Annotated in this window: 9 protein-coding genes; 2 read left to right on the forward strand and 7 right to left on the reverse strand. The window is 68.9% G+C overall.

All coding sequences use genetic code 11. The features are described 5' to 3' along the window. The 3 genes from DPV74_RS31925 to DPV74_RS31935 form a co-directional block, all read right to left on the reverse strand. A partial coding sequence (locus DPV74_RS31925) for an FAD-binding protein (protein ID WP_119338633.1) occupies nt 1-307 on the reverse strand: 307 nt, incomplete at its 3' end. Between the two features lie 185 nt (nt 308-492). Then, nucleotides 493-1986 (reverse strand): FAD-linked oxidase C-terminal domain-containing protein, encoded by a 1494-nt coding sequence (locus DPV74_RS31930; protein WP_011351007.1) that lies wholly within the window; start codon nt 1984-1986, stop codon nt 493-495. 41 nt (nt 1987-2027) lie between these two features. Then, a complete protein-coding gene (locus DPV74_RS31935) occupies nt 2028-3437 on the reverse strand; it encodes an FAD-binding oxidoreductase (RefSeq protein WP_060174730.1) in 1410 nt (469 codons plus the stop codon). Between the two features lie 173 nt (nt 3438-3610). On the opposite strand from DPV74_RS31935, the gene DPV74_RS31940 reads away from it, so the two are divergent. Further along, on the forward strand, nt 3611-4162 hold the full coding sequence (locus DPV74_RS31940) for a cob(I)yrinic acid a,c-diamide adenosyltransferase (protein WP_119338634.1): 552 nt from the start codon (nt 3611-3613) through the stop codon (nt 4160-4162). A gap of 106 nt (nt 4163-4268) precedes the next feature. After that, nucleotides 4269-5477 (forward strand): NO-inducible flavohemoprotein, encoded by a 1209-nt coding sequence (gene hmpA, locus DPV74_RS31945; RefSeq protein ID WP_119338635.1) that lies wholly within the window; start codon nt 4269-4271, stop codon nt 5475-5477. A gap of 82 nt (nt 5478-5559) precedes the next feature. On the opposite strand, the gene aroG is transcribed toward hmpA, so the two are convergent. From aroG to DPV74_RS31965, 4 genes are all read right to left on the reverse strand, one after another. After that, nucleotides 5560-6633, reverse strand: a complete 1074-nt coding sequence (aroG, locus tag DPV74_RS31950; protein WP_027788323.1) for a 3-deoxy-7-phosphoheptulonate synthase AroG — start codon at nt 6631-6633, stop codon at nt 5560-5562. A gap of 396 nt (nt 6634-7029) precedes the next feature. Continuing rightward, nucleotides 7030-8496, reverse strand: a complete 1467-nt coding sequence (tldD, locus tag DPV74_RS31955) for a metalloprotease TldD (RefSeq protein ID WP_021163847.1) — start codon at nt 8494-8496, stop codon at nt 7030-7032. An 85-nt stretch (nt 8497-8581) separates the two neighbouring features. Then, nucleotides 8582-9409, reverse strand: coding sequence for a carbon-nitrogen hydrolase family protein (locus DPV74_RS31960; protein ID WP_119338636.1), 828 nt, complete (start codon nt 9407-9409; stop codon nt 8582-8584). Between the two features lie 63 nt (nt 9410-9472). Continuing rightward, a complete protein-coding gene (locus DPV74_RS31965; protein WP_059698821.1) occupies nt 9473-13672 on the reverse strand; it encodes a YhdP family protein in 4200 nt (1399 codons plus the stop codon). Between the last annotated feature and the right edge of the window lie 186 nt (nt 13673-13858).

Genomic DNA, 13858 nt, shown 5'->3' on the forward strand with positions numbered 1-13858 from the left:
CCGCGACGCAGCCGCCGACGGTGGCCGCGCGGCCGAAGTGCGGCGGCTCGAACGGCAGCATCTGGCCGCACTCGGCGAGGACGGTTTCAAGCTGTGCGAGCGGCGTGCCCGCGCGGACCGTGACGACGAGTTCGGCCGGGTCGTACGACACGACGCCCTGAAACGCGCGCGTGTCGAGAATTTCGCCCTCGAGCGCCTGGCCGTACCAGTCCTTGGTGCCGCCGCCGCGAATCCGCAGCGGCCGGCCGTCGGCGCTGGCGGCGCGGACGCGGTCGGCCCATCCGGCGACGATGTCGTCCTCTTCCATGTTCTGTTGCTGCCTCGACTTGTTGTTCGGTCGATTGTACCGGGGTGGCGCGATTCCACATCGCGACTATCCCTAAGACCGGTATCGCGGGCCGTCTGCCCGCGTCGCCGCATGAACAGGCCGAGCGGGCACGGTCGAACGCCGCGACCCGGCCGCGGGCACCGGCCGCGACCCGCACGGGCCGCTCAGAAGCGCGGCAGGTCGGGGTGCGGCAGCAGCCCGCCGCGCACGTGCTGGCGACCGTATTCGGCGCAGCGCGCGCGGGTCGGGATGCCCTTGTCCGGGTTCAGCAGCCCCGCCGGATCGAAGGCGCGCTTGACCGCGAAGAACGCGTCGCGCTCCTGCGGCGAGAACTGTACGCACATCGAATTGAGCTTCTCGATGCCGACGCCGTGCTCGCCCGTCACGCTGCCGCCGAATTCCACGCAGCATTCGAGGATTTCCGCGCCGAACTGCTCGGCGCGGTGCAGTTCGTCCGGATCGTTCGCGTTGTAGAGGATCAGCGGATGCATGTTGCCGTCGCCCGCGTGGAACACGTTGATGCAGCGCAGCCCGTAGCGCGTTTCGAGCTGCTCGATGCGCGCGAGCAGCGGGCCGATCGCGCGGCGCGGCACGGTGCCGTCCATGCAGTAGTAGTCGGCCGAAATGCGGCCGGCGGCCGGGAACGCGTTCTTGCGGCCCGACCAGAAGCGCAGCCGCTCGTGCTCGTTGCGCGATACCTGGATGCGTGTCGCGCCATGCTCGCGCAGCACGGCCGTCATCCGCACGATCTCTTCCGCGACTTCTTCCGGCGTGCCGTCCGATTCGCACAGCAGGATCGCTTTCGCCTCGAGATCGTAGCCCGCGTGCGTGAACGCCTCGACGGCCTGCGTGGCCGGCTTGTCCATCATTTCGAGCCCGGCCGGGATGATCCCCGACGCGATGATCGCCGCGACGGCCTCGCCGCCCTTGACGACGTCGTCGAAGCTCGCCATCACGAGCTGGGCCGTCTGCGGCTTCGGGATCAGCTTCACCGTGACCTCGGTGACGATCGCGAACATCCCTTCGCTGCCGATCATCACGGCGAGCAGGTCGAGGCCCGGCATGTCGAGCGCCAGCGAACCGAATTCGACGATCTCGCCGTCGATCGTCACCGCGCGCACGCGCATCACGTTGTGCACGGTCAGCCCGTATTTCAGGCAATGGACGCCGCCGGAATTTTCCGCGACGTTGCCGCCGATCGTGCACGCGATCTGCGACGACGGATCGGGCGCGTAGTACAGGCCGTACGGCGCGGCGGCCTCCGAGATCGCGAGGTTGCGCACGCCGGGCTGCACGGTCGCCGTGCGCGCGTAGGGATCGACTTCGACGATGCGCGTGAAGCGCGCAAGCGACAGCACGACGCCGAGCGCGATCGGCAACGCGCCGCCCGACAGGCTCGTGCCGGCGCCGCGCGGCACGATCGGCACCTCCATGCGGCGGCAGATCTGCACGATCCGCTGCACCTGCGATTCCGTTTCGGGCAGCGCGACCGCGAGCGGCAGGCGGCGGTACGCGGACAGGCCGTCGCATTCGTACGGCGCCGTGTCTTCGTCGCGGTACAGCAGGCAGTGCGTCGGCAGCACGGCCATCAGCGCCTGCACGACTTCGCGCTGGCGCTGCGCGCGCGCCGCGCTCGACAGTTCGACGGGAGCGTTCATGGGGTCTCCTGCAGCAGGCGGCGCGGCGTCGCGCCGCCGTGTCAGCACGTGAAAATCTTGCCCGGATTCATCAGGTTGCGCGGATCGAGCGCGAGCTTGATCGCACGCATCGTGTCGATCGCGTTGTCGCCGTGCTCCTTCGGCAGGAAGCGCATCTTGTGCAGCCCGACGCCGTGCTCGCCCGTGCAGGTGCCGCCGAGGCGCAGCGCGCGCTCGACGATCCGGTCGTTGATGTGCTCGGCTTCCGCGATTTCCTCGGGCTTGTCGGGGTCGATCAGGATCGCCACGTGGAAATTGCCGTCGCCGACGTGGCCGACGATCGGGCAGGGCAGCGACGAGGCGCGCAGGTCGACTTCGGTTTCCTCGACGCACGCGGCGAGCTGCGAGATCGGCACGCAGACGTCGGTCGTCACCGCGCGGCAGCCGGGTTTCAATTGCAGCATCGCGAAATACGCGTTGTGGCGTGCGGCCCAGAGGCGCGTGCGGTCTTCGGGGCGGGTTGCCCATTCGAAACCCTGGCCGTTGTTCTGGCCCGCGAGAGCCTGCACGAGCTCGGCCTGTTCCTTCACGCCGGCCTCGGTGCCGTGGAATTCGAAGAACAGCGTCGGCGCTTCGGTGAGCGTCAGGTTCGAATGGCGGTTGATCGAGCGCACGGCGAGCGCATCGACGAATTCGACGCGCGCGATCGGCACGCCGATCTGGATCGTCTCGATCACGGTGCGCACCGCGTCGCCCATCGACGGGAACGTGCAGATCGCGGCCGATACGGCTTCGGGCAGCGGATGCAGGCGCAGCGTGATCTCGGTGATCACGCCGAGCGTGCCTTCGGAGCCGACGAACAGGCGCGTGAGGTCGTAGCCGGCCGACGACTTGCGGGCGCGCGAGCCGGTCTTCACCACACGGCCGTCGGCGAGCACGGCGGTCAGGCCGAGCACGTTCTCGCGCATCGTGCCGTAGCGCACGGCGTTGGTGCCCGACGCACGCGTGGCGGTCATCCCGCCGATGCTGGCGTCGGCGCCCGGGTCGATCGGGAAGAACAGGCCGGTGTCGCGCAGCGCCTCGTTGAGCGCCTTGCGCGTGATGCCCGGCTCGACCGTCACGGTCAGGTCTTCGGCGTTGATCGACAGCACGCGGTTCATTTCCGACAGGTCGAGCGAGATGCCGCCGCGCACCGCGAGCAGGTGGCCTTCGAGCGACGAACCGGCGCCGTACGGGATCAGCGGGACGCTGTACAGCGAGCACAGCGACACGACTTCGCGCACGTCGTCCGCGCTGTGCGCGAACACGACGGCGTCGGGCAGTTGCGGATCGAACGGCGATTCGTCGCGGCCGTGGTGGGCGCGGACGGCGTCGGCGGTCGACACGCGCTCGCCGAAGGCGGCGCGCAGCGCATCGAGCATGGCGGGGGGAAGGGGGCGGCGCGCGGCGGCCGGCGGGGCAGGGTGATTCACGAACGTCTCCTTGTCGATCCGGATGAGCGCGTTGGCGCCGACCCGGCTCCCGTGCTGCTGGGTTTCGGCCCATTCTACGCTGTAACGCCTGCTGCGCCCGCCGTCGCGGGCTGCGATAATCGCGTTCGAACGCAACCGGGCCGCGTCGCGGCCGCGCACGAGAGGACATCCGCATGGGCAACCGCTTGAGCAAGATCGCCACGCGTACCGGCGACGACGGCACCACCGGCCTCGGCGACGGCCGGCGTATCGGCAAGGACGATACGCGGATCGCCGCGATCGGCGACGTCGACGAGCTGAACTCGAACCTCGGCGTGCTGCTCGCCGAAACGCTGCCGGACGATATCCGCACGGCGCTCGTGACGATCCAGCATGACCTGTTCGATCTCGGCGGCGAATTGTGCATTCCCGGCCATACGGTGCTCGACGACACGCATCTCGCGCGTCTCGATCGCTGGCTCGCCGACTACAACGCGACGCTGCCGCCGCTGAAGGAATTCATCCTGCCGGCCGGCTCGCGCGCGGCGTCGCTCGCGCACGTGTGTCGAACCGTATGCCGTCGCGCGGAGCGTTCGATCGTCGCGCTCGGGCGCACCGAAACGCTCAACGATGCGCCGCGGCGCTACGTGAACCGGCTGTCGGACCTGCTGTTCGTGCTGGCGCGCGTGCTGAACCGTGCCGACGGCGGATCGGACGTGCTGTGGGAACACGGCCGTGTCCGCTGACCGCTGACGATTCGCCCCCTTACCCTTGCCGCGCTGCGACAATTTGCCCGAGGGGCATCGAATTTTTAAAAAGGTATTGTGTGTGCATGTTTAACGGAGAACGAACATGACCCACATCACCGCTGACCAGATGGCTCGCGTGAAGGCCACTGCCCCTGTCCTCGCCGTGCACGGCGCGACGATCACGAAGCACTTCTACCAGCGCATGTTCGCGCGCCATCCGGAACTGAAGAACCTGTTCAACCAGACGCACCAGAAGACGGGCGGCCAGCCGGAAGCGCTCGCGAAGGCCGTCTACGCGTATGCGGCGAACATCGACAATCTCGGTGCGCTGGGCGGGGCGGTGTCGCACATCGCGCACAAGCACGCGAGCCTGAACATCCGCCCCGAGCATTACCCGATCGTCGGCGAGAACCTGCTCGCATCGATTGTCGAGGTGCTGGGCGACGCGGTCGATGCCGACACGCTCGAGGCGTGGCGCGTGGCGTACGGCCAGCTCGCGCAGATCCTGATCGGCGCCGAGGCCGACCTGTACGCGGGTGCCGCCTGGAGCGGGTTCCGTCCGTTCAAGGTCGAGCGCAAGGTGCGCGAAAGCGACGAGATCACGTCGTTCTACCTGACGCCCGCCGACGGCGGCGCGGCGCCGACGTTCGAGCCCGGCCAGTACATCACGGTGAAGCGTTTCGTCGGCGATCTCGGCGTCGACCAGCCGCGCCAGTACAGCCTGTCCGACGCGCCGCACGGCAAGTGGCTGCGCATCTCGGTGAAGCGCGAAGCCGGCAGGCCGGAAGTCATTCCGGCCGGCAAGGTGTCGACGCTGATGCACGACGGCGTGGAAGAGGGCGCGATCGTCGAGGTCACCGCGCCGATGGGCGAATTCTCGCTGAAGCGCGGCGTCGAGACGCCGGTGGTGCTGATTTCCGGCGGCGTCGGCCTGACGCCGATGGTGTCGATGGCGTCGACGCTGGTCGACGAAGGCAGCAAGCGCGACGTGCGGTTCGTCCATGCATGCCGCTCGGGCGCGGTGCACGCGTTCCGCGACTGGCTGAACGACACGGTGCGCGAGCATGCGAACGTCAAGCGCACGGTGCTGTACGAGCTGGTCGGCCCGGACGATCGCGTCGGCGTCGATCACGATCTGGAAGGGCGCCTCACGCCGGAGCGCGTGCGGCACTACGCGCTGGTGCCGGACGCCGACTACTACGTCTGCGGCCCGGTCGCGTTCATGAAGGCACAACGCGATGCGCTGGTCGCGCTCGGCGTCGCGCCGGAACGCATCAATACCGAGATCTTCGGTTCGGGCGCGCTCGAGTGATGCGCTGACCGGCAGTCGGCGGCCTGCGAAAAAAAGCCCGGCGCGAGCCGGGCGTTTTTCGTTTCGGTGCAGACGCGGACGATCAGTTCCCGCTGCCGCGCGTGACGCGGCGTGCCTTCACCGATTCCGCGAGGCCTTCGAGCACCTTCACGCTGTCGTCCCATGCGATGCACGCGTCGGTGATGCTCTGGCCGTAGGTCAGTTCGCAGCCTTCCTTCAGGTCCTGGCGCCCCTCGACGAGATGCGACTCGATCATCACGCCGACGATGCGGGCGTCACCGGCCGCGATCTGGCGGCCGATGTCGGCACAGACGGGGATCTGGTTCTCGTGCTTCTTCGAGCTGTTCGCGTGGCTCGCGTCGATCATCAGGCGTGCGGCGAGGCCGGCCTTGCCGATGTCCGCGCACGCGGCGTTCACGCTTTCCGCGTCGTAGTTCGGCGTCTTGCCGCCGCGCAGGATCACGTGGCAATCCTCGTTGCCGGCCGTCGACACGATCGCCGAATGGCCGCCCTTCGTCACCGACAGGAAATGGTGCGGCTGCGATGCAGCCTTGATCGCGTCGACCGCGATCTTCACGTTGCCGTCGGTGCCGTTCTTGAAGCCGACCGGGCACGACAGCCCCGACGCGAGCTCGCGGTGCACTTGCGATTCGGTCGTGCGCGCGCCGATCGCGCCCCACGAGATCAGGTCGGCGATGTACTGCGGGCTGATCATGTCGAGGTATTCGGTCGCGGCCGGCAGGCCCATCTCGTTGATCTGAAGCAGCAGCTCGCGCGCGGTGCGCAGCCCTTCGTTGATCTTGAAGCTGTTGTCGAGGTGCGGATCGTTGATGAGCCCCTTCCAGCCGACCGTCGTGCGCGGCTTCTCGAAGTACACGCGCATCACGATTTCCAGCTCGCCCTTGAAGCGCTCGCGCTCCTTCACGAGCCGCCCCGCGTACTCGATCGCCGCCTTCGTGTCATGGATCGAGCACGGCCCGATCACCACGATCAGCCGGTCGTCCATCCCGTGCAGGATGCGGTGCATCGACTGGCGCGAGTTGTAGATCAGCTCGGACGCGGCTTCGGAGCACGCGAATTCGCGGATCAGGTGGGCGGGCGGCGTCAGTTCCTTGAGTTCGCGGATGCGGACGTCGTCGGTGTTGTGCGGGGGCATGCTGTTTCTCCTTGGTTCCGGGCGCCGTTCGATCAGTGGGCGTGCGGCAGATTCATCAATTCAAGCGATTCAGTGATTTCGGTCGGGGCTGCGGAACCGCTGCGGCGGCGACCGGGAAGCGAAGGGCGAAAAAAAACCGCCGGGTTCGCCGGCGGTTTTTTCGGGAATTTCGGTTGCGCTTTACGCGCCATCAACCCTCTCGATCCGCCAGCGGTCTGAGATGCCAAAAAAAGTAAAAGTAAAACTTGGCGGACATGACGGAGATTCGGTTCGTCAAAAAAGTTGATTCGGAATTTATACCCCGTCGCCGGGCGGCTGGCAACCGGGGAGCGTCGAAAATGCGGACATTCCGCGCGTTTTCTTCAAAATGCGCGGAATGTCTGCGCCGCGATGCGGTTATGCCGTACCGCCGACCGTCATCTTGTCGATCCGCAGGGTCGGCTGGCCGACGCCGACCGGCACGCTCTGGCCTTCCTTGCCGCACACGCCGACACCGGTGTCGAGCGACATGTCGTTGCCGATCATGCTCACGTACTTCAGCGATTCCGGGCCGCTGCCGATCAGCGTCGCGCCCTTCACCGGGTAGGTGATCTTGCCGTTCTCGATCATGTACGCCTCGGACGCCGAGAACACGAACTTGCCGTTCGTGATGTCGACCTGGCCGCCGCCGAAGTTCACCGCGTACAGGCCGTTCTTCACCGACGCGATGATTTCCTGCGGATCCTTGTCGCCGTTCAGCATGTACGTGTTGGTCATGCGCGGCATCGGCAGCGCCGCGTACGATTCGCGCCGCGCGTTGCCCGTGACCGGCATCTTCATCAGGCGCGCGTTCAGCGTGTCCTGGATGTAGCCCTTCAGGATGCCGTCCTCGATCAGCGTCGTGCACTGCGTCGGGTTGCCTTCGTCGTCGATGTTCAGCGAGCCGCGGCGGTTCGGCAGCGTGCCGTCGTCGACCACCGTCACGCCCTTCGCGGCGACCTGCTCGCCGATCCGGCCGGCGAACGCGGACGAGCCCTTGCGGTTGAAGTCGCCTTCGAGGCCGTGGCCGATCGCTTCGTGCAGCAGCACGCCCGGCCAGCCCGGCCCGAGCACGACCGTCATCGCGCCGGCCGGCGCGGGGCGTGCGTCGAGGTTCACGAGCGCTGCATGCACGGCGTCGTCGACGTAGCGCGACAGGACTTCGTCGGTGAAGTAACCGTAGTCGAAGCGGCCGCCGCCGCCGCCGGAGCCGATTTCGCGGCGGCCGTTCTGCTCGGCGATCACCGTGACCGACACGCGTACGAGCGGGCGGATGTCGGCGGCGAGCGCGCCGTCGCTGCGCGCGACCAGCACGACGTCGTATTCGCCGGCGAGGCCGGCCATCACCTGCGTGACGCGCGGGTCGCGGCCGCGCGCCATCTGCTCGATGCGCTCGAGCAGCTTGACCTTGGCCGTCGCGTCGAGCGACGCGAGCGGATCGGACGGCAGGTACAGGTCGCGGCCCGAGATGCCCTTCAGCGACGTGGCCGCCTTGATCTTCTGGCGGCCGCCGCCGGCCGCCGCGATCGCCTTGGTGGCCGCGGCCGCCTGCGCGATCGCTTCCGGCGACAGGTCGTCCGAGTACGCGAACGCGGTGCGGTCGCCCGCGACCGCGCGCACGCCGACGCCCTGGTCGATGCTGAAGCTGCCCGATTTGACGATGCCTTCCTCGAGGCTCCACGCTTCGCTGCGGGTCGCCTGGAAGTACAGGTCCGCGTAGTCGACGCGATGCGTGAAGATGTCGGCGATCGTGCGCGTGAGCAGGCTTTCGTCGAGGCCGTACGGCGTGAGCAGGATGTCCTTCGCCAGCGCGAGGTTGCGGATGCCGGGTTCGATGATGTTCATGCGGATATCGGGGTTTCTCAAAAAGTTGTCGGGTGCTTCTGGGCAGATGGGTTGGCCGCGCGGTGTTTCAAGCGGTGCGGCGGATTCAGGTCAGCACGCGATGCCGCCACGCGGGCAGGCTCTGGCGCACGTCGGCGATGCGCTGCGGATCGAGCGCGCCGCGCACGACGCTTGCGCCCACGTCGCGAACCGCGACGATCTCGCCCCACGGGTCGATCAGCATGCTGTGGCCCCAGGTGCGCCGGCCGTTTTCGTGCTTGCCGCCTTGCGCGGCCGCGAGCACGTAGCACTGGTTCTCGACGGCCCGCGCGCGCAGCAGCGTTTCCCAGTGCGCGCGGCCGGTCGTATACGTAAACGCCGACGGTACGACGATCAGTGCGCAGTCGCCCATCCTGCGATACAGCTCCGGAAAGCGGAGATCGTAACAGACGGACAGGCCGACCCGCCCGAACGGCGCGTCGAACGTGACGACCGTATCGCCGGCGCGGATCGTGCGCGCTTCGTCGAACGACTCGTCGCCTTTCTCGAAGTTGAACAGGTGGATCTTGTCGTAGCGTGCGGATTCGTTGCCGGATGGATCGAACACGAGCGTCGTGTTGAGCACGCGATCGGGCTCCGGGGCCTTCAGCGGCAGCGTGCCGCCGATCACCCAGATGCCGTGGCGACGCGCGGCGTCCGCGAGGAAATGCTGGATCGGGCCGTCCCGGTAAGGTTCGGCGAGCGCGAGCTTGTCGGTGTCGCGGTGACCCATGAAGCAGAAGTACTCGGGCAGCAGCACGAGCTGCGCGCCTTCGCCGGCGGCTTCCGCGATCAGGCGGCGCGCCTCGGCGAGATTGCGCGCGACGTCCGGCGTGCTCACCATCTGCAGCGCGGCGACCTGGAAGGGCGTGGCGGAACGGGTGTGGTCGGTCATCGCTGGATCGGTTGCGTCATAAATGGGGTGCGGCCCGGCACCGTGCGCGGCCCGACGCGCGGCTCAATGGCTCGCCGCATCGGCCGGACCGTGATTCATCTTACCCTGATCGCCCCGCACCCGCTCGATGTGTGGGTGGGCCCACGAGCCGGTGATCGTGTAGTCGAGCGCGAACGCGCGCGACAGCGTCTCCGACAGCGCGTAGTTCGCGGCCAGCACGCCGACGCCGAGCAGCGGGTTGACGATGGCCGCCCCGATCGCCGCCGCGCCCGCGCTGATTTTCGGCGCGACGTGCGCGTGCAGGTCCTGCGTCTCGGTGCCGAGATCCACCGCGCCGCGCACGGTGACGTTCGCGGGCCCGGTCATCATCGAGAAGTCGTCGGTGCGGGCGATCCCGTTCGAGATCCGGCCGGTGCCCGTGATCTTGTCGAACGGCAGCCCCTTGCCGATCACGTCGCGGAAATTCAGCGTCAGGAAACGTGCGAGGCTCTGCAGGCTCAGCACGCCGAGGAGCTTCGCCGCGCCCGGATCGACCTTCAGGATCTGGCCGTGTTCGAGGTCGAGCGCGATCTGGCCGCCGAGCGACGGCAGGTCGACCGCGGTCGGGCCGCCGCGCCAACCGACCTTGCCGGTGACGGTGCCGTGACCGTCCGCGAGCGTGCGCGGCAGGCCGACGCGGTCGAGCAGCGCGCCCGCGTTGTCGATGTCGAGCTTGAAGTCGAACACGGTGCGGCGCGGTGCGTCGTTTTCATCGGCGCCGCGGGCGAGCGCGCGGCGCGAGGTGCGCCAGTTGCCGGTCGCCGTCAGCTTCGCGGCCGGGTTCGACAGCTCCAGCTTGTCGAGCTGCCAGACCGGGGTGCCGGCTTCGTCGATATTGCGTGCGTTGACGACGAGACGGCCGATGTCGTGGTTGCGCGCGACGACCTGGTCGACGATCAGGTCGATCGACGGCATCGGGCGGTCGGTCGGCGTCGGGAGGTTCATCGCGCGGCCGACGAGATCGTGCTGCGCGCTGTCGGGCACCACGAGCTTCGCGAGCCGCGCGTTCAGCACGCCCGCGCCGTTGTGGCCGCCGCCCGGCGCCCATGACAGGTAGCCCGACACCTGGTTCGACGCGATGTTCGCCTGCCAGAGCTCGTCGACGTGCGACGCGCCGACGATCACGTTTTCCCAGTTGCGCTTGAGCAGCTTCAGCGTGCCGAAATGGAGCGCGAAACGCTTCGGCGCGAAGCTCGCGAAATCGACGCGCGGCGCGGCTTGCGGCTCCTGCGCGCGCGGCGTGTCGGGTTTCAGCGTATGGGCCAGCGCGAGCCACGCATCGGCGTCCAGTTCGTTGACGTCGACGGCCGCGCTCACGCCGTCCTGCGGCATGTCGGGCATCCGGTGGATGCCCATCGCGCCGCGCACCGCGCGCAGCGGCTGGCCGCGCGTCGCGTCGAGCAGGTAGGTCGCGGACACGGGGCCGAGCGTCAGGTCGGCGTGCTCGAGGCGCTTGCCGTCCGCCTGCGGCGCCGGCTGCAGCGTGAAGCTGAACGGCATCGGCGTGCCGGCAGGTTTTGCGAACGGCGCGGGGAAATTCAGTGCCACGCCGGTCAGGTCGGAATGCGCGCTGATGTCGGGCAGGCGGCCCGGCGCGCCGCGCACGGCGACCTTGTACGGCGCGTCGCCGACCACGTGCTCGAGCAGCGCGGCCGCCGGGCCGTGCAGGTTCAGGCCGCGTGCGGCGTCGAGCGCGAGCCGGCCGTCGACGTCCACCGTATACGGGCCGTGCGACTGGAAGTTGCCGCTCGCGCGCACCGGGCCGCCGAGGAAGCGCCCCGACAGGTCGTGCAGCGATGCGCCGGCCTCGGTGAACCGGACACTGCCGCGCAGCGCGGACAGCGGCGGCACGCCGCTCGTCGTCAGCGTGTTGCCGCCGAACGCGAGCGCGCCTTCGATGTGCGTGTGCGGATGCGGGACGTGCTGCGGAATCGTGATCTTGAGCGCGAGCGACGCGGGCCCCTGCGCATCGATCCGCTGGCCGATATGCCCGCTCATCGTGCCGAGCGAGCTGTTGTCCGCGTAGTCGATCAGGTCGGCGAGCGGGCCTTGCGCATGACCGTCGATGATGAGCGGCGAGTGGCTCGGGTTGCCGAGATCGTCGATGCGGCCCGCGACCTTCGTCAGCGCGACGCGCTTGTAGTGCGCACGATCGATGTCGAAGCGCAGCTTGTTCTGCGCGAGCTCGAACACGCCGTTGATCCCGTCGAGCGCCGGCCAGACGCTCGGCGTGCCGTTCGCGAGCTTGCGCGGCGGGTACGGCGTCGGTTCGAAGCGGCCGCCGGTGAACGGCGCGACGATGTGGAACACGCCGGCGTCCGGCTCGTGTTCGAACGGGAATTTCTCGAGCGGGCCGCGCGCGACGATCGACGCACCCTTGGTCACCTGGCCGGCCTGCAGCGCATGGCCGAGATAGTCGCGCAGGTGTTCGGACATCCCGGTCGGCAGGTAGCGCGGAATGCGCGCCACCGACGCACGGGCGAAATCGGCACGCAGGTCGAGCGAGCCGCGGCCGTGGCCGGGGTTCGTGTACGAGCCCGATACCGCGATTTCGGCATCGGGGTTCGAGACGAGCAGGTCAGGCAGGGTCACGTCGACGCGCGCATGCTTTTCGCCGGCCGCGGGCGTGATCACCCACTTTGCGTTGCCGCGCAACCGGTCGAACGTCAGGCGCGGCTCGTCGAATTCGCCGGGTACCGTGACCGCCGCGTTGACCGTATCGAAATGCGCGCTGCCGCCCGTCTCGTTCGCATCGACGCGGCCCCACAGGTTCTCGACGCCCGGCCAGCCGGCCCGCGGGTGGCCACGCGGCGACAGCCCGGGCGGCGGCTCCTGCGCGGCGAAGCTGATGCCCTGCAGATCGCCGAGGAAGCGATAGCGGACGATCGGCGCGGCGCCCATGCGCCGCTCCTCGTCGGCGAGGTCGGCCCGCGCGGGCTTCGCGCGCTCGACCTCGATGTGATAGTTCGACACCATCCCGCGCGGGTCGATCTTGATCAGCTCGTTGCGCAGGCGCGCCGGCAGCGGCAGCCCGCGAATGAACTCGCTGAGAATGCCGAGATCGACGCGGTCGCCGACGACGCTCAACAGCTGCCCCTGGCTGGCGGTCGGCACACGGTAGCGGGCCGTCAGCGTCGACAGCGCGAGCGAGCGGGCGAGCGGTGTGCCGTCCGGCAGCGGCGGCTGGCCGAGTTCCGCGTTGAAGCGCGTCAGGTGCAGCGTGTAGTCGTGGCCGGCATCGAGCTGCATGTCCCAGCCGAAGCCGACCGTCGGCACGTCGAGCCGCGGCTGCGTCGGGCGCACGCGCAGCGCGACGTCCGCGCCCTGCAGGTCGCCGCCCGCCGAATGCAGGTGGCCGTCGCTGAAGGTGGCCCAGATCGCGTTGTCGATCCGGCCCGCGTGGATCGTGAGCGGCATGTCGAGGTAGCGCCCGAGCGTCTGCAGGTCGACCGGGCCCGTCGACAGGTACGCGTCGCCCGACCAGTTCGACGGCTTGCCGACCGGTGCGAGCGGCTTGTGCCTGAAGCGCGCGCGGAAATCGAGCGGGCCGAGCAGCAGCGTGCCGTTCGCGGGCGCCTGCAGCGCGGCCTTGTGCACGCGGCCGTCGTTGAGCACCGCGAGCCGGATGCCCGACAGCACGAGCTCCGGCGCATCGTGCTGCGCGTCGCGCCAGCGCAGCGTGCCGCCGCGCAGCACGATCGCTTCCTGCTTCAGCAGCCACGTGCCGAACGTGTCGTTGCCGCCGTGAGTGGTTGCCACGCCGACGCCCGCGACGCTCAACGAGCCGTCGGCCGCGCGCGCGACGACGAGGTCGGGCTGGTCGACGATCAGGCTCGACAGCGCGGGCGACAGCCGCAGCAGCGACATCCAAGACAGCGCGGCCGTCGCATGCGGCACCGACAGTGCGACCTTGCCGTCGTGGCCGCGGATCGTCAGGTTCGTGAGTTCGACGCCCGGCTGCATGCCGGACCAGTTCGGGGAAAGCTTGCCGATCGAAAGCTGCGCGTGGAGCTTGTCGGACACCGCGCGCTCGATGCGCGGGCGGAATTCGTCGATGCGGGGCAGCAGTACGTAGCGCAGCCCGAGGAACGCGCCGGACGCGACGAAGTAGGTGCCGAGCCCGACTGCCAGCGTCACCCGGAACACGCGGCGCAGGACCGGATGATCGTGCTTCGGAGGTCCCGCTTCGGGCGCAGCTACGGCGGATTCCTGACGGTCGGACATGCGGCGGACGGGCGGCGATATGGTAGTTTTGCAGACTGACGTTGAAATGTATCACACGGGTTCGTGCCGGCGGCCGTTGCGGCAGCGCCGCACGGGCTTTCCGGCGCGCGGTTTCGCGGCGGGCGCACGCGCGTCCCGCGATGCCGCGCCGAATCCATGGGGCTGGCCGGTAGCGGGGCGCGCACG

The sequence above is a fragment of the Burkholderia sp. HAN2018 genome (genome assembly GCF_024704855.1).
GTDB classification, from domain to species: Bacteria; Pseudomonadota; Gammaproteobacteria; order Burkholderiales; family Burkholderiaceae; genus Burkholderia; species Burkholderia cepacia.